18 protein-coding genes are annotated in these 22,027 nt (G+C 41.3%); 4 read left to right on the top strand and 14 right to left on the bottom strand.

Annotated features, from left to right (window positions below; all coding sequences use genetic code 11):
* Positions 1-106: 106 nt before the first annotated feature.
* On the top strand, positions 107-1,297 hold the full coding sequence (locus NON16_RS18625; protein WP_257350930.1) for a dicarboxylate/amino acid:cation symporter: 1,191 nt from the start codon (positions 107-109) through the stop codon (positions 1,295-1,297).
* Between the two features lie 179 nt (positions 1,298-1,476).
* Here NON16_RS18625 and NON16_RS18620 read toward each other — a convergent pair whose 3' ends face one another.
* The 3 genes from NON16_RS18620 to NON16_RS18610 all read right to left on the bottom strand — a co-directional run bounded on the left by NON16_RS18620 (position 1,477) and on the right by NON16_RS18610 (position 5,479).
* Complete coding sequence (locus NON16_RS18620; RefSeq protein WP_257350929.1) at positions 1,477-2,274, bottom strand: helix-turn-helix domain-containing protein; 798 nt, start codon at positions 2,272-2,274, stop codon at positions 1,477-1,479.
* A 487-nt stretch (positions 2,275-2,761) separates the two neighbouring features.
* Complete coding sequence (locus NON16_RS18615) at positions 2,762-4,519, bottom strand: alkaline phosphatase D family protein (protein WP_425589735.1); 1,758 nt, start codon at positions 4,517-4,519, stop codon at positions 2,762-2,764.
* A gap of 486 nt (positions 4,520-5,005) precedes the next feature.
* Positions 5,006-5,479: a UPF0158 family protein gene (locus NON16_RS18610; protein WP_257350928.1), complete on the bottom strand. Its 474-nt coding sequence runs from the start codon at positions 5,477-5,479 to the stop codon at positions 5,006-5,008.
* Positions 5,480-5,617: 138 nt separating this feature from the next.
* Between NON16_RS18610 and NON16_RS18605 the strand changes: the two genes are divergently transcribed.
* The gene (locus tag NON16_RS18605) at positions 5,618-5,758 is read left to right on the top strand and encodes a hypothetical protein (RefSeq protein WP_257350927.1); all 141 of its coding nucleotides are present in this window, start codon (positions 5,618-5,620) and stop codon (positions 5,756-5,758) included.
* A gap of 273 nt (positions 5,759-6,031) precedes the next feature.
* On the opposite strand, the gene NON16_RS18600 is transcribed toward NON16_RS18605, so the two are convergent.
* Positions 6,032-6,889: a deoxyribonuclease IV gene (locus tag NON16_RS18600; RefSeq protein WP_257350926.1), complete on the bottom strand. Its 858-nt coding sequence runs from the start codon at positions 6,887-6,889 to the stop codon at positions 6,032-6,034.
* Between the two features lie 648 nt (positions 6,890-7,537).
* On the opposite strand from NON16_RS18600, the gene guaC reads away from it, so the two are divergent.
* A complete protein-coding gene (gene guaC, locus NON16_RS18595) occupies positions 7,538-8,521 on the top strand; it encodes a GMP reductase (RefSeq protein ID WP_257350925.1) in 984 nt (327 codons plus the stop codon).
* A 503-nt stretch (positions 8,522-9,024) separates the two neighbouring features.
* On the opposite strand, the gene NON16_RS18590 is transcribed toward guaC, so the two are convergent.
* The 9 genes from NON16_RS18590 to NON16_RS18550 all read right to left on the bottom strand — a co-directional run bounded on the left by NON16_RS18590 (position 9,025) and on the right by NON16_RS18550 (position 19,380).
* Positions 9,025-10,383: an aspartate aminotransferase family protein gene (locus tag NON16_RS18590; protein ID WP_257350924.1), complete on the bottom strand. Its 1,359-nt coding sequence runs from the start codon at positions 10,381-10,383 to the stop codon at positions 9,025-9,027.
* Positions 10,384-10,425: 42 nt separating this feature from the next.
* Positions 10,426-11,892, bottom strand: a complete 1,467-nt coding sequence (locus NON16_RS18585) for a CoA-acylating methylmalonate-semialdehyde dehydrogenase (protein ID WP_257350923.1) — start codon at positions 11,890-11,892, stop codon at positions 10,426-10,428.
* Positions 11,858-12,160, bottom strand: a complete 303-nt coding sequence (locus NON16_RS18580) for a hypothetical protein (RefSeq protein ID WP_308216633.1) — start codon at positions 12,158-12,160, stop codon at positions 11,858-11,860. Before NON16_RS18580 ends, NON16_RS18585 begins: the two co-directional genes overlap by 35 nt.
* 42 nt (positions 12,161-12,202) lie before the next feature.
* Positions 12,203-12,415, bottom strand: a complete 213-nt coding sequence (locus NON16_RS18575) for a hypothetical protein (protein ID WP_257350922.1) — start codon at positions 12,413-12,415, stop codon at positions 12,203-12,205.
* Between the two features lie 55 nt (positions 12,416-12,470).
* Positions 12,471-13,958 (bottom strand): NCS1 family transporter, encoded by a 1,488-nt coding sequence (locus NON16_RS18570; RefSeq protein WP_257350921.1) that lies wholly within the window; start codon positions 13,956-13,958, stop codon positions 12,471-12,473.
* Positions 13,959-14,026: 68 nt separating this feature from the next.
* Positions 14,027-15,442, bottom strand: coding sequence for a dihydropyrimidinase (gene hydA / locus NON16_RS18565; protein WP_257350920.1), 1,416 nt, complete (start codon positions 15,440-15,442; stop codon positions 14,027-14,029).
* 36 nt (positions 15,443-15,478) lie between these two features.
* The gene (gene preA, locus NON16_RS18560; protein WP_257350919.1) at positions 15,479-16,765 is read right to left on the bottom strand and encodes an NAD-dependent dihydropyrimidine dehydrogenase subunit PreA; all 1,287 of its coding nucleotides are present in this window, start codon (positions 16,763-16,765) and stop codon (positions 15,479-15,481) included.
* Between the two features lie 126 nt (positions 16,766-16,891).
* Positions 16,892-18,244, bottom strand: a complete 1,353-nt coding sequence (locus NON16_RS18555; RefSeq protein WP_257350944.1) for an NAD(P)-dependent oxidoreductase — start codon at positions 18,242-18,244, stop codon at positions 16,892-16,894.
* Between the two features lie 245 nt (positions 18,245-18,489).
* Positions 18,490-19,380: a nitrilase-related carbon-nitrogen hydrolase gene (locus NON16_RS18550; RefSeq protein ID WP_257350918.1), complete on the bottom strand. Its 891-nt coding sequence runs from the start codon at positions 19,378-19,380 to the stop codon at positions 18,490-18,492.
* 387 nt (positions 19,381-19,767) lie between these two features.
* Here NON16_RS18550 and NON16_RS18545 point away from each other — a divergent pair, with 387 nt between their 5' ends.
* On the top strand, positions 19,768-20,202 hold the full coding sequence (locus NON16_RS18545) for a DMT family transporter (protein WP_257350917.1): 435 nt from the start codon (positions 19,768-19,770) through the stop codon (positions 20,200-20,202).
* Positions 20,203-20,435: 233 nt separating this feature from the next.
* Here NON16_RS18545 and NON16_RS18540 read toward each other — a convergent pair whose 3' ends face one another.
* Positions 20,436-21,980: a BCCT family transporter gene (locus NON16_RS18540; RefSeq protein WP_257350916.1), complete on the bottom strand. Its 1,545-nt coding sequence runs from the start codon at positions 21,978-21,980 to the stop codon at positions 20,436-20,438.
* Positions 21,981-22,027 lie beyond the last annotated feature (47 nt).

Below are 22,027 nucleotides of genomic sequence, written 5' to 3'. Positions count from 1 at the left end.
ATGCTAGAAAATCTAAATTATTAAAATAATTCTAATATTTAAATTAAATAGAATATGTCGAATTATGGTGTATACTTTAGAAAACGAACGATAGGAGTGATAATACATGAAAAAGTTAGGATTACTTCCCAAGATTATATTGGCTATCGTTATTGGGGTATTAATAGGTTCTGTTTTCCCAGAATGGGTAATTAAAGGATTTGCTACTTTTAGTGGTATTTTCGGAAACTTCCTTGGATTCGCGATTCCATTAATCATTATTGGTTTCATAGCTCCAGGAATTGGGGAACTTGGAAAAGGCGCCGGAAAACTCTTAGGGGCAACAACCGCAGTTGCATATGCTTCGACAATCATCGCCGGTGTAATTGCTTATTATGTCAGCACGATACTTTTTCCAAATATTCTTAAGGTGGGACAACTAGCAGACAATTTCGACAATCCGGAAGAGGCTTTAACATCTGCTTACTTCACGGTCGATATGCCACCGATCATGGGAGTTATGACAGCGCTTTTATTGGCATTTACAATAGGTTTAGGTGCTGCTGTTATAAAAGGTGAAACGTTACAAAAAGGTATGATTGATTTTCGTGATATTGTTGAAAAAATGATTTCAGCTATTATTATTCCATTACTGCCTTTTCATATTTTATCTGTATTTGCGAACTTAACTTATGGTGGACAAGTGAAAATGATTTTGTCCGTTTTCGTAAAAGTGTTTGTGATCATTATCGCCCTTCATCTCTTATATCTAATTTTCCAATATACCGTTGCCGGGCAAATTTCACGGAAAAACCCGTTCCGCTTAATCAAAAATATGGTTCCCGCCTATTTCACTGCAATCGGAACACAGTCGTCTGCAGCAACCATTCCAGTAACTGTTCGACAAACGAAGAAAAATAAAGTGAATGAAAAAATTACTGATTTTGTTATTCCACTATGTGCGACCATTCATTTATCGGGCAGCACGATTACACTAGTCTGTTGTTCGATGGCAGTCATGATGTTAAATGGTATGGAAACATCGTTTTCAATTCTGTTCCCATTCATTTTAATGTTAGGGATAACGATGGTAGCTGCTCCTGGTGTCCCTGGAGGTGCAGTCATGGCAGCAATCGGTTTGCTGGAAACAATGCTTGGCTTTGATCAAACATTACTTTCTCTAATGATTGCGTTATATCTAGCTCAAGACAGCTTCGGCACAGCAACAAATGTAACAGGTGACGGTGCGATTGCCATCATCATTGATAAATTGAATCCATCAAAAAATAAGAAAAAGCAACAACACCTTGCTTCATAGAAATTTGAAGACTGCCGGGAATGAAACCTCGGCAGTCTTTTTAATTTCTTTTCAATTGTTTAAGATTTGATGCTAACGAGTAATACTATTTATTTTAGATTGGTCAAAAAGTGAAGTATAAAAACCATGAATAATTGTCAGATACCTTTACACTACCATTTACCAGTTCAAGCAGTTTCTTATCGATTGCTATGTTGGGCAACCCGTTCTAGGAAATTGTTCATCAACAAGGGTAGAGAAATCAGGATTGGAGGGTCGTCCAGACGGGGAGGATGGAGCGTAATTTGCTGATGTGGGATGGAGGAATAGGGTTCAACTATAATCGGCTCCTTCGATCTGGTCCGTAAAGTTGCCTGCGGAAGCAAAATATCCTTTGCTTGCGTCCCCCAAGGAACCGATGTAGCCATTAAGTAATAAGTGCCCGGTTTGACGTCCGTAAAACAAAAATCTCCCAAAGAAGAAAGAAGTGTACCGTATAGGGGGAGTCCTTCAGGAATCGGCTTAACAAATAACCCAATCAGAATGACACCCTCAAAAGGAATCGTTGCTTGAACGGTCCCTTCTATTCTGGCGTATTGATTTGCAGTCAGATATGATTCTGACCAATGATTAAGGTTCTGCAATGAACGAAAGAGATTATCCGCTTGTAGTGTCGAGTTCCGAAAGTGCGATGGCGTTACGCCTACCCTTTCGGTAAATCGGGTGGTAAAGGTCCCTAGACTCTGTTGTCCAATCTCCAATCCGATATCACGAATACTCATATTCGTGCGTAACAACAGATCTTTTGCTTTTTGCAATCTAAGTGAAGAAACATAATATAGGGGCGAGAGACCGATTCTTTCTTTAAAAATGCGTGCGAAATGGTACGGACTATAGGCAACGTGGCTAGCCAACCGAGAAAGCGGAAGCGGATCATAAATATGTTGATGAATATATTCGATCACTTCGTCTATTTCTGAATACCGGTTAGAAATCATTTGTACACCTTCCTTTACCTAAGTGCTTAATGGCTTCATGATAATTACCAGAGCTTTACCTAGCTGCAATTTAATTTGTGAAGTGGACTTGGTGCTCCCTTTATAAGTTAAAAACGTGTTCCTTTACCTTCCTATTTAGTATAGAACAAATGTTCCCATAAAACTACTAGAATTTTCATTTGTATAGACCGACCTAATTCTTCTAACCAAAGCTTTAGTAAAGTATCTATTTCATATAATTAAACAGAAAAATCCAAATTCCTTGTTACAAAAAATATCTCAACAAGAAAAGCGCAAGCGCCCTGTTCAGCCCCGAAGGTCACTGGAAGGCCAACGAGGAGGCTGTTGCCGCCGCAAGAGGACTGAAGTGAACCAAGGGGTTGGGCGCTGGAGCTAGACATTGCATCAATGCAGCTAAACTTTATACTTTCTTAACGTACAAAAAAAGTCCTCTCCGTTCAGAAAGGACTTTTTGTAATAGATGAAATTAATTAGATCTGATTTTCTGTTCTTTCTTCTTTGCCTGTTTTTCATGTGCTTTGTCTTGTGCTTCGATTCTTTCACCTTCAACCTCATTGGACTTTTGGATTTTAGTAGATAATGGCTTATCTTTTTTCAAATGTAATCCAGGCTGATTGTTCTTAATCTCAAATGTTGCTCGTGTGTGAATCGGAGCACCAGGCTGACTAACATAAGGAACAACCTTATACTCAGCCATCCATTTTTCACGTGTGATCGTACAGCTTACATAGCCGCGATAATCATTGAAAAATTTGATGTGCGGATTTTCTGTAAGGATCGCATCTGTATCTTTCCGTTTATCAGCACCGTCACCACCGGATGTTATCGATGTTCCAACAAACTCAGATCCAAGGATTTCAGAATTAGGTCCATTGTAACTTTTCTTAATGTCCCCTGCCCAGCTTGCGTGGACATCACCTGTAAGGACGACTAGATTTTCCACTTGGTTTTCACTGATGAAGTCAATGATTCGATCTCGGCTCGCTGAGTAGCCATCCCAAGCATCCATATTATATTTCACGTCACCATTTGTATCAAAGTTAAGTTGGTTGAAGAAGATTTGTTGTGCAAGCACATTCCACTGTGTCTGGGACCGACCAAGGCCTTCAAGGAGCCACTGTTCTTGTTCTGCTCCTAATAATGAGCGGTTCGGGTCCATTGATTCCCTGCTTGGAGCCTTAATACCGTCTCCATTTGCTTGGTTGTCACGATATTGACGTGTGTCAAGTACGTTAAACTCGACAAGGTCTCCATAGGTGAAACGGCGGTAAAGATTCATATCTGGCCCATGAGGAATTGATGACTTACGTAGAGGCATATGCTCGTAATAAGCTTGATATGCATTTGCTCGCCGTTGAATGAAATCCTCAACGGATTGACCTCTTTCAGGAATCTCATCCGCATAATTGTTTTCGACCTCATGATCATCCCAAGTTACAATCCATGGGAATGCAGCATGGGCTGCTTGAAGATCTTTGTCACTTTTATATTGGGCCAATCGGTTTCGATAATCATCGAGCGTTATGATCTCCGGACCACTATGAGTACGAACATTCCCAGTTTTTGCGACATATTCATTTGGCCCGTATTCATATATATAGTCTCCTAGGTGTATCACAAGGTCTAGATCCTCTTCTGCCATGTGGCGATAGGCTGTGTAATAACCGTGTTCAAATTGTTGGCAAGAAGCAAAAGCGAACGTAAGCTTCGAAAGTTTGTCTCCTGGGGCAGGTAAGGTCTTCGTTTTTCCAATCGGGCTGGTTTCATTCCCAGATTTGAAGCGATAATAATATTTACGATTCGGTTTCAAGCCGAATACTTCGACATGAACGGAGTGACCAAGTTCTGGACGAGCAACCTCTGTTCCTTGATCAAGTACTTTATGAAATTTCTCATCTTCAGCGATTTCCCATTGCACGGGAACATTATAATTTGGCATACCACCACCATTAAGTGGTTCGGGTGCAAGTCTTGTCCAAAGTACCACGCTGTCTGCAAGCGGATCTCCTGATGTCACACCTAATTGGAATGGATAGTTTGTGAACTGTGGAGAAGCTTCAACTTTCAATCCATTGAATTGATTCGCTAATGTCATTCCAAGTGCAAGTCCAGCTACTTTACCCGTTTTTGACAAAAAGCTTTTCCGATTCATTGGATTCTTTAGCAATTTTTCTGTTTCAGACCTTAGCATTTGATCCATACTCTGTTCACGTCTGTTACTCATCTGAAAAATTCCCTCCTATTTTTCAAACATCTTTTAACAATCTCTTGTCATTATATAAAATGACTATGAAAGGAGTATGAATCCATTGAAAATCTTGTTTTACATCAAAAGCACTCAATGTAAACAAAGAAAGTAGATAAGGCTTAGTAAAAAAAGACTATGCAGTACGAATATGCGGCATAATTAGACAATTTCATTCGTTTCCTTGATAAAAATGGGAAAAGCATAGCTGATATGATCGAAATAATGAGCTTAATAGGATAAACAATAAAATTACAGACTCTTAACTTGAAAATAGCGGAAACGACACAACGTTCGTTATATGTCTCTCTACATCTCTCCGGCACTATGTGTACTACCTCCACGAAACAGTCTACTGTTCAGGAGATAAAAGAACAGATTATCGATGAGTTTTGTATCCGGTAACCGCTTAAAAATTCTACTCACGATCCCCTAAACAACACAAAAGCTAGCTCAATAAACGGGTCAGCTTTCCTCTATAAAACTTATTTTATTGTCAATACACCATTCTTTTGCTAATTGCTTATAACATTCATTGCGGTATGCATACCACTCATCTTCAATTCCAAAACTGCTTATATTGTCTTTGAATCTTCTGAAGGCACCCTTTCCTCTTATTGTACGTAACAATTTTACTCGAGTATCTTCATCTTGAATGTTTAAACAAAATTCTTCCACCATATCATATTCATTGATTTCATATTGATTAGGAAGTGCTATGTAATCTTCATAATTTTCAACAACGTCAATAGCTGTCTTAAAATCTTTTTGCTTCCACTCAGGTAATTTATCGATTGAATCTATCTCTTCAGCAGCTCTTAGGTCATCGTCAGAAACTGAAATGACCTCCCCTGTTTTGGAATTCAAGAATGAACTGTATCCATCAAATTGCATATCCAAATCATTGACAATATCCATCATTTTTACATAAATGCCCATAAAATCACCTTCTCTAAAAGTTTGTTATGTTGGATTCTTAACAAAAATAGTATGGTTTGCTTAAAATAATGTCAATACAACCTGTTACCCATTCATGTTTTTTCTTGTAATGGGAAAAGTATATCTGAGGTGATGATAATGAGTCGGGAAACTCGGGTAATGTGGTTTGGATCCATCTTTGGAGGAGTGGTTTTGCTTCTGTTTAGTGCCCTTGGTCTTAATCAATTTTATAAAAGCCTTGATATAAAAGAAGAACCGGAAAAAGAATCAAGACGTTAAACTTTTTGCTCTTAGTATAAATGGATGGGCATAAGAAAAGCGTAAACGCCCTGTTCAGGTATGATAAAGAAAACTAGGTCAGCGCCAAGCATAGCGAAGGCGATTGCCTAAGTTGCGCTTATGCTTGCGAGTGCAAGCGCTGGAGATTCTGCAGCACAACACGCTTTTTGTGTTTGTGGAAGAATCGAAGCGACCTCGAGTACCTGGGCGTTGGAGCTAGACATTGCATCTATGCAGCAAAATTTTATACTTTCTTAACGTGCAATGAAATAATTATCTTTCACTGCCATTTGGACCTGTCCCCATTTTATGTTTCAGCATTTTTAATTCTTCTTCATGTGAAGTTCCTTTATCAGAAGGGGTTTCCAAAATGAATGGAACATCTGATAAAAGTGAAGATTGTACAAATTGTTTTATATGTTTTTCCTCTATAAAGCCCCCTGTAAATATATTGGCGTGTCGATCTTTTCCGGAACTGAAAGGATATTTAGAATTATTTAAATGAATGATTTTTAGTTCCTGAAAATATCCTAACTCCCGCCCCTTCTCCCAAAATTCAGTTTCATTTTCTCCAATCCAAAGCCCGCTGGCGAAGGCATGACATGTATCGAAACAAAACCCCACCTTCTTTGGATCGTCGATTAGACTTCGAACTTGAACAAGCTCTTCTAATGTTGTTCCCATTGTGCCTGGTTTTCCTGCATTATTTTCAAGCAGTATTTTACATTGACCGTCCCATTGTTTGAGCACTGTGTTCAGCATGTCAATCATTACGTGATAGCTTGCAAGAGGATCCGTGTTACTGATTTGACTGCCAAAATGAACAACGACTCCAACTGAACCGCATGCATCGGCAATTTCTAAATCATTTAGAATGGACGTAATTACGAGTTCTTTTTTCTTAGCTGGTGGTGTCAAGTTCGTTGGATAGGGTGTATGGGCAACGGAATCAAGGCCGTGCTCCTGACAGTATTCCTTACATCGTTTAGCGTCCTCACGATCATATTCTTTGATAGTTAAGCTTCTAGGGTTTTTAGGAAAATATTGATAAGCCTGTCCGCCAATCTTCAAAGCATGCTTGGCAGCACCGAAATATCCTTCCCTAATACTTACGTGGCAGCCAAATTTCATAAGATCCCTTCCATCCCTTTTTTCCTAATATTGTTTGAGCGCGGCCCCTTTTCTATGCCCAAAAAATCGAAAATCGGATATGTTGCGTTAATGTAGAGTTCGTAACCCGGTTTATTTTTTATTTATGAATGATTCCAGTAGAATAGTGATAGGAAAAGACAAACAAGGATGATCAGAATGAAACAAGTATACAGCGAAATTACACGATTCCGTTTGCATTTTCCTTAGAGACCCCTATACGTATAACCTCTTCTATTTCAGATTGGGCTCTCTTGATTGGTACCGCTGTTGTGGTCCATGGTATAGCCGCACTGATTTGGAATAACAATATTAGATATGTAGATACAAAAGGCTTCGGTTATATCTAATTTAGAACCTTTTGTAGCCATGCTCATAGGATTGATATTGTTGTACAAACCAATAACCGGTGTGAAATTCTCGGATCTCTGTTTATCGTTGGAGGAGTCGTGCTATCTACCTATCAGCGAAAAAAGCAATATCGCTAAACAGTATCTAGTAACCACTTTGATTAATGATTAATCCCTGAATGTGTAAAATTGACATATTCATAAAAATATTGTACATTACAAAATGGCGAACGTTTAAGTTTATAACAATTATTAATATTCGCGTTTAGGAGTGTGGATCATGGAAAATGTGTTTGATTACGAAGATATTCAATTGATTCCCGCAAAATGTGTGGTAAACAGCCGATCAGAATGTGATACAACGGTAACATTCGGAGGACATACCTTCAAGCTGCCAGTGGTGCCTGCAAATATGCAGACGATTATAGATGAAAAGATTGCGATTTACTTAGCGGAAAATGGTTACTTCTACATTATGCATCGGTTTCAGCCAGAGAAGCGACGATCTTTCATTAAAGATATGAAATCCCGAGGCTTAATCGCATCGATTAGTGTCGGAGTCAAGGCTGAAGAGTATGGTTTCGTAAAACAATTATCCGAAGAAAAGCTTTCACCGGAATTCATTACGATCGATATCGCACATGGGCATTCCAATGCAGTGATCGAGATGATTCAGTATATTAAGAAGCATTTACCGGACAGTTTCGTTATTGCAGGAAATGTTGGAACACCAGAAGCAGTAAGAGAATTGGAAAATGCGGGTGCAGATGCAACAAAGGTAGGCATTGGACCAGGAAAAGTATGTATCACTAAAATCAAAACTGGATTTGGTACAGGCGGCTGGCAATTAGCTGCACTACGTTGGTGTGCAAAGGCAGCAAGTAAGCCGATCATAGCTGACGGAGGAATACGTACACATGGAGATATAGCGAAATCAATCAGATTTGGCGCATCTATGGTTATGATCGGTTCATTATTTGCCGGACATGAGGAATCTCCTGGAGAAACAATTGATAAAGGCGGAAAGCTTCATAAAGAATACTTTGGTTCAGCTTCGGAATACCAAAAAGGTGAAAAGAAAAATGTAGAAGGCAAGAAAATGTTTGTTGAACACAAAGGTTCTTTAAAAGACACGTTAAGAGAAATGGAACAAGATCTTCAATCCTCTATTTCTTATGCAGGTGGAAACAAACTAGAATCAATCCGGAATGTCGACTATGTCGTTGTAAAGAATTCCATCTTTAACGGAGATAAGGTTTATTAGAATTTGAATTATTTTGGAATTAAAGAAACAGTCGTTGGTAAATATACAGTCAGATGAGCGAGGTACTTTAGTACTTGCTCATCTTTTTGTTTGTAATAGCCCTTTTAATTACCTCTTTTAAATCCTTCACTACCTTTCCAAATACTTTAATAGAATGGGAGCTAAGTAATCAACCATCGGAGCTTTTCCATTTTGAATAAATGATTCTATACTTTCTTTTTCTAATGAGATAAAGATAAGTTCATCAAATTCAGGCTGTACCCCCTCCTGATGAAGACATTCATTATGTATCTCAAAAATGTATTAAGCTCTTGAACCGTATAATTAACCGAAAGTTCAAATATCACAGCCCAAAAGTCATAGGTTCCTTTGTGCTTAACAAACTTAGGAATAAGATTAGTATTATTTTTATATCAATACATTTTTTAATAGTCTTGATTTTTTCCTACAAAAAATAAGCATATGGCAGTATTACATCACCACATGCTTGTTTGTATGGAATCTCAGCCTTTTAGGTTATTCATCGCTTCGGTCAAGGTCGTAATGATAAACCTTAGTTCTTCTTCCTCTATATTTAAAGGCGGGGCGAGGGTCAGGACGTTGTTATAGCCTGCTACCGTTACCCCGTTCTTTCCGATGATTAGTCCATTCTTTTTACAAGTTACGATGACCTCGTTCACTTGATCGGCTGGGAGTGGTTCTTTTGTACTCTTATCCTCTACCAACTCGATTCCGACCAGCAGCCCTTTTCCACGGATATCACCGACGTAAGGATGTTCCTGTAGTTTGGCCTGAAGCTCATTACGTAACTGGTTGCCTAATTCCTCTGAACGTTCGTAAAGCTTTTCGTCCTCCATTATCTCTAGATTTTTCAAAGCAAGTGCACAGGCAGCTGGATTACCCCCGAACGTATTGATATGGCGGAAAAACTCATACTCTTCACTTCCATTAAAAGCCTCGTAGATTTCTCTTCGAACCGCTGTAGCTGATAGCGGTAAGTATGCACTTGTGATTCCTTTTGCCATCGTTACAATATCGGGTTTGACATCGTAATTCTGGTGGCCAAAAGCTTTTCCTGTACGGCCGAATCCGCAGATGACCTCATCGACAATCAACAATGCGCCATGCTTCTCACATATCTCTTTCGCGGCTTTCATATATCCGTCAGGCGGCATAAGAACCCCTCCACCTGTGATGATCGGTTCCATAATCATAGCCGCGATCGTTTCACTCATTTCCCAAGTCATCGTACGATCAATTTCCTGAACACACGCTAGCTCATCAGCATTGGTGTTATCAGAATTCTCCATCCGGTACGAATCAGGCGGTGAGACATGGAGAAAGCCTGGAGCAAGAGGCTCATACTTATACTTGCGCTGGGCTTGACCTGTGGCAGCAAGAGCCCCCATCGAATTACCATGATAAGCCCGATAACGGGAAACAATTTTGTACCGGCTATGTTCCCCTTTCTGCTGATGGTACTGTCTAGCGATCTTGAAGGCCGTCTCATTTGCTTCCGATCCACTATTAGAAAAGAAGATGACGTAATCCCCGCCAAGCATTTCGTTTAATTTTTCAGCAAGTTTTACAGCTGGAAGATGGCCTTGGGCTAACGGAAAGTATGCCAACTCCTTTAATTGTTCATAAGCTGCTTCTGCTAGCTCCGTTCGACCATAGCCAACGTTCACACACCACAGTCCTGCCATTGCATCCAAGTAATTCTTCCCATCAATGTCAGTTACCCAGGCTCCTTTAGCCTTCGTCGCTAAAAGCGTTGCATTCGGATTGTACGGTTTCATCGAATGCCAAACATATTGTTCATCCTTTTTTAAAATTTCTTGAGACTGATCGACCTGGACCATTGTTCTCCCCCTTAATTAGTTGAGATTCATAAACTGAACTATTTAGTAGTCGTAACGAGAAGTGATCATTTTTTTGCGTGTATAAAAGTTAATGCCATCTTTTCCGTTTACGTGCAGATCACCATAGAACGAATCCTTCCAGCCTGAAAATGGGAAGAACGCCATTGTTGCAGGAACCCCGACGTTAATTCCAATCATACCTGCATCCGCTTCTTCACGAAATTGACGGACAGCCCTTGCATCTTTCGTATAAATCGTTGCCCCGTTTCCGAAACGTGATTTCCGAAGGTATTCAAGCCCCTCATCAAGATCTTTTGCACGTAAAAGACTAAGTACTGGTGCGAAAATTTCATCCTTTGCGATCGTCATTTCTGGGGTGACATGGTCAAAAATCGTTGGTCCAAGGAATGTACCGTCTTTCATTTCAGACATCTCTCGGCGTCCATCCCGAATGAGATCAGCGCCCTCTTCCATCCCTTTTTCAATGTAGCCAAGTACTTTTTGTCTGTGTGAATCACGGATTATTGGTGTCAAAAGGACTTCCTCATCCATACCGTTTCCGATTGTAAGGTTGTCGGCATTCTTTCGTAACGCCTCAACAAATTGATCATTGTCATCGATTACGACAACCGCACTACATGCCATACAACGCTGTCCCGCACTGCCGAATGTGGAACTGATTATATGTTGAACCGCTTTATCCATATCCGCATCTGGCATCACGAAATGGTGATTTTTCGCACCAGACAATGCTTGTACGCGTTTTCCGGCACCAGCGGCTTTTTCATAAACATACTTCGCAACAGGCTGTGATCCGACGAATGAAACAGCCTTAATGTCGTTATGCTCGAGCAAACCATTTACGACATCATGTGCCCCATGAACGACATTGAACACACCTTCGGGCAATCCAGCTTCGGTAAACAATTCTGCCAGCCGGTTTGCAAGAATCGGTGTTCGTTCTGAAGGCTTTAATACGAATGTATTTCCGCAAACAATCGCAAGCGGGAACATCCAAAGCGGGACCATCATCGGAAAATTAAATGGTGTTACTCCACCAACCACACCGAGCGGATACCGGAACATTTCGGAATCAATATCCTCTGCAATATTAGCCAATGTTTCTCCCATTAAATGTGTTGGAGCACCTGCAGCGAATTCGATACATTCGATACCACGCTGAACTTCCCCGTATGCTTCTTTATAGGCCTTACCATTCTCTTGAACAACTAACCTAGCTAGCTCTTCATGTTGCTCGGATATGAGATGGTGATACTTATACATAATTCGTGCCCGTTTCGGTACAGGGACGTTCTTCCATGTTTGGAAAGCAAGATTCGCAGCCTTAACCGCTTGATCAAGATCTCCCTTTGTTGATATTGGAACTCGTGCCAACACCTCATTTGTTGCTGGGTTCGGTACTTCCAACGATTCGTTACTCGTTGCTTCAACCCATTTACCATTAATGTAGTTTTTAAGATTCGTCGTTTCCCTTTTCGTAACTGTCATTAGTAGAACCTCCATTATCAGATAAGGATTTAGTAGAGCTTTTGGTGTTTAGATAGGATTCCAATATTTTCAGCATTTTTTGAAAGGAGTCGATTTCATCAAAGTCATCTAAGGACCAATTCGTAAACACCCATCTTGCTAGTTCCTCAGGTGTATTAAAGTACTCTCCACTGGAATCAGCCTTTCGAAGCATGTACCGACCATTATCTTCATCAATCGTCACTTCACACGGAAAGACACTCGCTTTACACTTTAATGAAAATTCCATCGACGCTCCCCTTCTTCCTATTTTCTTTTTGTAAAATACCAGCTAAACCTTGATTCGTTGCTTTATGAACAAGTTTGAAACATACTTACGACCCTCTGCAGTCTTTATGTGTAGCGTTTCGTTTTTATCTTTTGAGCCTTCGAATGTCACAAAAGCTCCGCTTAAGTTTTCATGCATTTCTTTTATAACAAATCCTTTTACACTCAAGTAATCGATATGTTCACGTTCGCTCATATATTCCTTGTAATCTGACATCGTAACTGACCTCCCAAATATTTCTGTACAATTTCTGCTACCCTCCGCTGCACAATTAAGAATCAACGGTGATGTTCGGTGCACCCGAAACTTCCTTTAAAGCTGCTGGAGAGCCTTCAGCATCCAGGTCCCAGTCTCTTCCTACGGTAATGCCAAGATACTTTTCATCACACGGGTCCTCTATTTCTGCCTGTTTATATTTTTGAAAGTACCAGTATTTAGAAAGGAAGTAATAACAGGCTCCTCCCAAAACGAATCCGACTAAGAACGAATAGCTTGGGAGTAAATAAGATGCAACAGCACCGATAATCCACGATATAAATCCTGCAACATTTACCCCACCTGCATATTTGTATTGACCGTCATTTTTATAGAGATCATACACATTAACACGACGTTTTCGTAGCAAGTAATAATCTGCAAAAAGGATGCCGACAATTGCGGATAGAATTCCTCCGATAAACAGCAAGACTGGAATGATCACATCGAACAGGTTCCATGGCTGGACAATGGTTCCAACAATTCCTGCTGCAAATACACCCATCCAGAACGGAAACTTCGGACCGCCGACATTTGAAAAGATGGTTGCAGCGGGGACAACATTTGCTGCAATGTTCGTTGACCATTGGGCAAGTACAATCATGAGCAAAAGGACACCAAGAACCCAACCAGTCGCGGTTTCCTGCAGGGCCACAACAGGATCATAATTTTGTACGGCAATGTACGCAACAGCCCCGATAATGATCATAAAGGTTTGTGTAACCGGTAAGGCAACTAAACTTCCAATCAAGGCACCTTTATTACGCTTAAACCAATTCCGCTCAAATTTCGGGGCTTTAATATACCTTGAGATCGTTGGAATATCCGCAGCAAGGGTTGCCCAGAACCCCATATTACTGAAAATCACAACAAGAAAGGCTGTAAATGCAGCTGCACCTGTGGCTGGATTTTCTGCCCACGTCCACACATCACGACCTTCCGCAGAAGCTGTGTTGGACAGTTCGGCATACATCCAGATTGAAATGAGAATGATCGTCGGGGCAGCAAGATCGGCAAACCGTTCAACCGCTTTAATTCCAAGAGCCGTATTAATCAATTGGAGAGATGCAAATATGAAGAAACAGACGAGCCAGTTATCGAATCCATATAAAATATTCAGAATTCCGTTCATCGCGGTTGCACCAAAATACGTATTGATCCCAAACCACATCGAAGCGGCAACACCACGTACGAGTGAAGGAATGTGTGTACCAATCGTTCCGAACGGTGCACGCATATAGACCGGAAAGGACAGTCCATGCTCAATGCCGATATCAGCAATCAACGAAATCGTCAATCCAATAGCAATCGAACCGATGATCGTTGCGAGAATAACCATGGGCAGCGGTAACGAGATAACACCGGCCCCACCAATTGCGAATGTTGCGAGAACGACACACATGCCGATCCACATGAATGAAAAGCCAAGTGTGGTAATCTTTCTCCCTGCTTGACCGATTGGAAGCAAGTCAGGAGATTTCAAATAGCTTGTTTTCTTCCTCATAAAATCACTCCTTTATTCTTAAAGGTTGAGTATTCGCAATTGGTGTTTTCGTGTACGTGCAGTACTGGTTAGATCGTTAATGTTTCATTCACTTCCTGCAAAAATTCGTTGTACTTGGCACGCTTTAAATAGTTCCCTTTACCTTTTGTACCAACAAATTGTTTATCACGAATGACAAATTCACCCCGGGAAAGAACAGAAATTGCTTCTCCCGTTACTTTCATTCCTTCAAAGGCATTGTAATCGACAGCCATGTGATGCGTTTTCGCCGAAATCGTTCGTTCAACAGTTGGATCAAAAATGACGAGGTCGGCATCTACCCCAACCGTGATTGTTCCTTTTTTCGGGTATAAACCGAATAGCTTCGCAACGCGGGTTGACATGATGTCTACGAATTGATTCAGTGTAATTCTACCTTTCTTAACGCCTTCAGAGAACAAAATGCTCACACGGTCTTCGATCATCGGTCCACCGTTTGGAATCTTTGAGAAGTCATCCTTTCCAAGATCCTTTTGCCCTTTAAAATCAAACGAACACTGGTCTGATCCGAGCGTTTGCAGTTGGCCGGTTTTCAGTGCATTCCATAAGACATCCTGGTGCCACTTATCACGGAGCGGAGGAGACCAAACGTATTTTGCACCTTCAAAGTTCGGTTTTTCGAGATGTGATTTATCGAGCATTAAGTATTGCGGGCACGTTTCACCCCATACTTCAAATCCCTTGTTACGCGCTTCTACGATTCGATTTACTGCGTCCGCACAGGAAACATGGACGACATATAATTGTGAGTTTGCTAGACCGGTTAATTGGGCTGCCCGACCAGTTGCTTCCCCTTCTACCTCAGGTGGCCGGGTCAAGGCGTGGTAGATTGGATCTGTTTTCCCTTCATCCAATGCCTTCTTAACAAGATAATCGATCACGTCCCCATTCTCCGCATGCACCATTACAAGCCCACCAAGCTCTTTTGCGGTCACTAATGTTCGGAACAGCGTTTCATCGTCAGCCTGGAAGACATTTTTATACGCCATAAACACTTTAAAAGATGTTATTCCCTCATCGTCCATAACCCTAGGGAGCTGGTTAAGAACCGCTTCATTCAGCTCTGAAATCATTAAGTGAAAGCTGTAGTCGATAACCGCTTTATCCTTTGATTTCTTATGCCACACATCAATGGCATTTTGTAACGGCTCCCCTTTATTCGTTAAACAAAAATCAATAACTGTTGTCGTTCCCCCATATGCAGCAGCGATTGTACCTGTTTCAAAATCATCTTTCGAAACGGTGCCTCCAAACGGCATTTCCAGGTGGGTATGCGGGTCGATTCCACCAGGGAAGACGTAGCAGCCCTTTGCATCAATAACCTCAGCTCCTTGAGGATCGAGGTTTTCTCCCATCGCAATAATGCGTTCGCCATCGATGAGGAGATCTGCTGAAAACGTCTCAGCAGCAGTGACAATGATTCCGTTTATGATTAGCTTTTTCATAAATACTGTGCTCCTTTCCTTTAATAAAGTTGCAAGCTATTTTACCGGATCAGGATTATAGGATTGGTTGGAAGTAAAAGCCGCTTGCCGTTCGTTCCAACTCATTGGTGGGTGTTCGCTTTCAATCTCGATCATGTCAATCGCCCCATCTACTGGACAGACAATTGAACAAAGGTTGCAACCAACGCAATCCTCCTCACGAACCTCCAAATACGAGTTGCCAGATCCGTCTTTCAACATGTCAATACATTGATGCGATGTATCTTCACATGCAATATGGCATTTGTTGCAGTTAATACAGACATCATTGTTAATCTTTGCGACAATTTTGTAATTAAGATCGAGGTTGCCCCACTCTGAATATTTTGGAACAGCCGCTCCAATAATTTCACTTAGGGAGGCAATTCCTTTTCCATCGAGATAATTGTTCAATCCCTCGATCATATCTTCGACTATACGGAAGCCATGGTGCATTGCTGCCGTACAAACTTGAACACCAGATGCTCCCATTAGCATGAATTCAACCGCGTTCTTCCAATCAGATATGCCTCCTATCCCGGAGATTGGCACATTGATATTCGGGTGACGGGCACAATCGGCAACCATATTAAGCGCAATCGGTTTAACTGCTGGTCCGCAATACCCACCATGAGCACCTTTCCCACCGACATGCGGGATTGTGTTCCACGAGTCAAGATCGACTCCCGCTAAACTGTTAATGGTGTTGATCATACTGACCGCATCTGCTCCACCACGAACGGCCGCTTCTGCTGTTGATGTAATATCGGTGATGTTCGGGGTCAATTTTACAATAACTGGAGTTTGTGCGGCTTCTTTTACCCAATACGTTTGTTTTTCAACAAGCTCGGGAACCTGACCTGACGCAGAACCCATGCCACGTTCTGCCATCCCGTGTGGACAACCAAAGTTCAGTTCAAGCCCATCTACCCCGACTTCCTCCACTCTTTTGACAATCTCATGCCACTTTTCTTGTTTCGGCTCGACCATTAATGAAGCGACAACTGCATGATTTGGAAACTTCTTTTTCGTTTCATAAATTTCTTTAAGATTAACCTCGAGTGGACGGTCAGTGATCAACTCTATATTATTGAATCCAGCTACTCGTTGACCGTTAAAGCTTACCGCCGCAAAGCGTGAGGTTACATTCAAAATCGGATCACCAAGCGTTTTCCAGACTGCCCCGCCCCAACCTGCTTCAAAGGCTCGTTGAACCTGGTACCCGGAGTTAGTCGGTGGTGCTGATGCTAACCAAAATGGATTTGGTGACTTAATTCCAGCAACGTTCGTACTTAAATCGGCCATGTCGACTTCTCCTTTCAAGACGTGTACTTAATCTGCTTTTAGTTTGTGTTCAAAAAGGAGGACAAAAAGAGCGAGTAACGAAGAATTTCGACAGCTATTTTTACAAGACTTTTTGAACAACCTCTATCAGGCAGTTACTGAGTTCTTCTCATATTGGTGGTGGATAGCATAGGCAACGTTTTTCCCTTGTTGAGCCGCGGTTACGACCATCGCTTCTCCTTTTCCTTTTCCGAATACAACATCGCCACAGGCGTACACGTTCGGATCAGATGTTTGATACGTTTCAGATATTTGAACAACCCCGTTGATCTGTTCAAGGTTAAACTGATCGATAAGGCTTTGGTGTCGAGTCTGGCCGATCGCTTTAATTACCGCATCGACAGGTATCATAAACTCAGTGCCATTTACAGGGGCAGGTCGTCTTCTTCCATCTTCATTAGGTTCACCAAGTTCCATCTTGAGGCATTCGATTGCTTTCACACGCCCATTCTCATCACCAATGATTTTCGTAGGTTGGGTAAGCCAGCGGAATTCAACCCCATCTTGTTTGGCAAATTCATATTCGAAATCATAGGCAGACATTTCAACTTGAGTCCGACGGTATAAGATTTTCACATTTTCAGCACCTAAACGAACGGAACACGTTGCGCCATCGATCGCGGTATTCCCAGCCCCAATTACCACAACATTTTTCCCAACAAATTCGTTAGTCAATTGCTTTGTCTTCGTTTCTTTTACAAATTCGATTGCATCATATACACCATCAAGCTCTTCGCCTTCTATGCCGAGGTTTGGTACATGTGCCATCCCAGCAGCAAGAACGATAAAGTCATAAGAATTCTGCAACTCTTCAGCTGAAATATCCTTGCCGACCGTTGTATTTGTAAGAATCTCGACATCAAGGCTCTTTACCTGTTCGACTTCCCAGAACGAGATTTGTTGCGGCAAACGAAAAGAGACGATTCCATACGTATTCAGCCCTCCAGCTTTGTCCGATGCCTCAAAGATTGTCACCTTGTACCCGAGAAGCGCTAACTCACGCGCTGCTGATAACCCAGCAGGGCCACTTCCAATGATTGCAACCGTTCGTCCATTCGATGCCCCTTTATGAAAGAGAACCTGTTCATTTTGAATCGCCCAATTCGTCGCATGGCGTTGTAAATCTCCAATCATGATCGGTTTCGTCGAATGATTGAGTACACATGCTCCTTCACACAATTCTTCAGTCGGGCATACCCGTGCACAACTTGCTCCTACAGGATTAGCAGACATAATCGTCGTAGCTGAACCCTTCAAGTTTCCAGAAGCAATTTTTTTAATAAATGTGGGGATATCGATCCCTGTCGGACATGCCTGTATACAGGGCGCATCATAGCAATAAAGACAACGATTCGCCTCCTCAACCGCTTCACGGCCTGTAAGTCCTGGTTCAACCTCCTGAAAATTCCTCTTCAAATCCGTTAATGAAATACGTGCCATTTCCGATTTAGCCAAGTCTCTAAGCCTCCTTTATATCAAGTAATAGCAGACCTGCTTTATACGGTAATCGCTCCACCTTTAGCAGTGATGAACCGGTGTTATGCGTTCAAGCTGCGTTATTCAGCGCTCAAACCGCGTTATTTGGCGCTTGGAAAGCATTATTCAGCGCTTGAGTACCAATTTTCAGCGAAGCTTCGAATGAAAACAGGTCTTACATACTATCGCTGTACAAAACCCGTTGTTTTCTAAGGAAGTAATGCAGTCATATCACCATATGTCTCAGGACGACGATCCCGGTAAAACTGCCAGACATCACGGACTTCACGTATCATTTTCTTATTCATTTCACCGATAATAACCTCGTCTTGGTCACGGCTAGCTGTTGCGACAAAACTTCCCCTCGGATCAACCAAGTACGATTGCCCATAAAACTCACCCATGTTCCACGGTGCCTCAGTCCCTACCCGATTGATTGCACCTAAATAGTAACCATTCGCAACCGCATGGGCTGGCTGTTCCAGTTTCCATAAATACTCAGAAAGGCCAGCAACCGTTGCCGAAGGATTAAAGACAACCTCTGCTCCGCTCAAACCTAACAATCTTGCGCCTTCTGGGAAGTGTCGGTCATAACAGATGTAAACTCCGACTTTGGCAAAAGCAGTGTCAAAAACGGGATAGCCCATGTTCCCTGGCTTAAAGTAATATTTCTCCCAGAACCCACAGCCTTGATCACCAACTTTCACATGCGGGATGTGTTGTTTTCGGTATTTTCCTAAATAAGAGCCATCTGCATCAATAACTGCCGCCGTATTATAATAGGTAGCGATCCCCTCTCGTTCATAGATTGGCAGGACGATAACAACCCCGAGTTCTCTTGCTAGGGCCTGGAACTGAGAAGTCGTGGGGCCATTCGGAATCTCTTCCGCTGAGTCATACCATTTTGAATTTTGTTCCGCGCAAAAATAAGGCCCATAGAAGATCTCTTGCAAACAAATAATCTGCGCACCCTTTTGAGCAGCCTCTTTTACAAGTTCTAAATGCTTTTCAATCGCGTTTTCTTTATGGACGTCAACCGGTTCATTACCATCCACATCATGAGTCGCTTGAATAAGTCCGATTTTAACTAGGTCAGACATAGATTTACCTCCTTCAACTAGTATGTAGCTATAGACTACGGAAGCGCTTTCATAGAATGGTTTGCGTATTAACAATGTGAGGTTAATGTAAGGAAGAAGTGATCATTTCTACTGAACATATTGTTCTGGGGTAAAATGCTTCATAAGCAATGTCGGAAAATTTCAGTAAACTTATTCAGCCCTCCTTCCTTTTATTAGTGGAAAACAGTTGTGAATTTTTGCAAGTTTGTCCAAAACATAACACATTGCACATAAAAAGATTGTAGAAACATAACGGAAAGATTTTGTTCTTTTGTCGGTTTTTTAATACTTTTGAAGAATTGATTGCAATCGTTCCGTTTATGATAAAGTAGATTGATACATAGATTGTTAGAAGGAGTCAAATCAATGAATGTGGTAATGGTATTTCTAGTTTTTCTAGGGGGCGTTGCAATAGCTGTCCAGGCTGGGATAAATGGCGGACTTGGCAGGCGGATCGGTGTCGTTGAAGGTGCGTTTCTCTCATTTCTGATTGGTACGGTCGTGCTATTTCTAATGATGCTGTTTTTTGGTAAAGGAAACTTGTTAACTGCATTATCTGTTCCAAAGTGGCAATTGATCGGGGGGATCCTCGGAGCGTTCTATGTATTTGCCATGGTATTAGCCGTCCCGAAGATTGGAGTTGCAGCCTCATTAATCACAGTTATTGCGGGTCAAATTATTATGAGTTCAATTATTGACCATTTTGGCTGGATAGGCATGAAACAAATACCGATCGACGGGAAGCGAATCGTTGCGTTTTGCTTGTTAATGGCCGCACTCTATTTGTTTGCGAAGAAATAGAAAAGCAAATAGTAACCTATGATAGATGTTTGTGAATCCAACCATTTTCTTCATGGTAGTGGATAGCATCACTTATACAAAGTAATGCCACCCATTAATTGAAGTATGAACCTAAACTTAGAAGGTATATTTGTTAAGGATAAAAATAACCTTTTTAGATAGCGCTTACATTCCAAAAGATAACCCGGGTTTTGTTTAATCTCACAACGTGTAAGTGATAAAGGGTTGAACTTTTATTGCGCCTTCTTTTGCACCTTCTGAAGATTGGTACGCTCAATTTTCCGATCATTAGATAATGATCTATAAAGTGATATACTTATCAAAATCAGGATTATTGTAAATGGAAGTGCGGAGACTAATGATGCGGCCTGCAATCCTGTTAGTCCGCTGCTGATAATCAGAACAATTGTAATTCCTGCCAGTAGTACACCCCATATGATTTTAACCATATTTGATGGATTTAAATTTCCATCCGATGTCATCATACCAAGTACAAATACGGCAGAGTCAGCTGATGTGACTAGAAATATAGCGATTAGAACCATTATGATGACCGAGAACAAAGTGTAAAGCGGGAATTCATTCAGAAGAACAAATATTGCTGTCGTGACATCTTTGGAAACCGCGTCGGCAATTGCTGTGTTTTGAAACAAATCCAAATACAATCCTGTACCACCGAAAATCGCCATCCACATAAACGCAATTACTGGAGGCACTATCATTACCCCGATCACAAACTCTCGGATCGTTCTTCCTCTTGATATACGAGCAACAAAAGAACCTACAAACGGTGACCAAGCAATAACCCATGCCCAATAAAAGACTGTCCAATCATGAACCCAGGAGTCACCGCTGTAGGGTGTTAAATAAAGACTCATTTCCGTAAAGTGTTGAAGGTAATCACCGATTCCAACTACAAAGCTTTCTAAAATGAATACCGTAGGCCCTTGAAAAAGGAAATAGATCATTAAAAGGATGACCAGTGTCATATTGGTATTACTCAAAATTTTAATCCCTTTATTCAGACCCGTAGTAGCCGATGTAAGGTAAAGGGCAAGCAGCACAAGCACAATCACCGTTTGCATCCAAGCGTTATTCGGTAATGAATATACATAGTTCAGCCCACCATTGATTTGTAATACTCCCATGCCTAATGATGTGGACACCCCTATGACAGTGGCGATCACAGCAAGAATATTGACTGTCTTTTTTATAGATTTCCTTCCTCTTTTTATATGAATACCCGTAAGAGTTTCACTTACAAGTGATTTGCTCTTTTTTCGGAACTGAAAATAGGCAAGGGCCAACCCTACAATTGTGAAGACAGACCATTGATGAATTCCCCAGTTAAAAAAGGAATAACGCATTGCAAGGCGTGCTGCTTCCACAGATTGAGGTTCAATATCATCGAAAGGAGGATTGGCAAAATGGGTCAACGGCTCGGCAACACCCCAAAATACAATTCCAACGCCGAAGCCTGCACTGAACAACATGCTTATCCATGTAAAAAGAGAAAAGTCCGGTTTCTCATTATCTGGTCCTAGTTTGATTTTTCCATATTTACTAAAAGCGAGGTATAGACAAAATGCAACAAAACATGCAACGGAAAACAAATAAAACCAACCGAAGGAGTAACTTGTAAAATCAAAGACCGCAGAAGCATTTTTGGCGAGGCTCTTTGGAGAAAGGGCTCCCCATATTGTGAAAAGTGCAATGATGACGGCAGAAATTTTAAATACGGAATTGTTGTAAGACGCTTTTTCCTTTGTTTTCTTCAAATAAATCCACCCTTTATTTGAAAAAGGGAATAGAATTCTTTGTGAAT

It is taken from the genome of Pseudalkalibacillus decolorationis (assembly GCF_024609785.1).
Classification (GTDB): domain Bacteria; phylum Bacillota; class Bacilli; order Bacillales; family Fictibacillaceae; genus Pseudalkalibacillus; species Pseudalkalibacillus decolorationis.
Note: the sequence above shows the minus strand (reverse complement) of the source record. Positions and strands in the feature narration are given on the sequence as shown.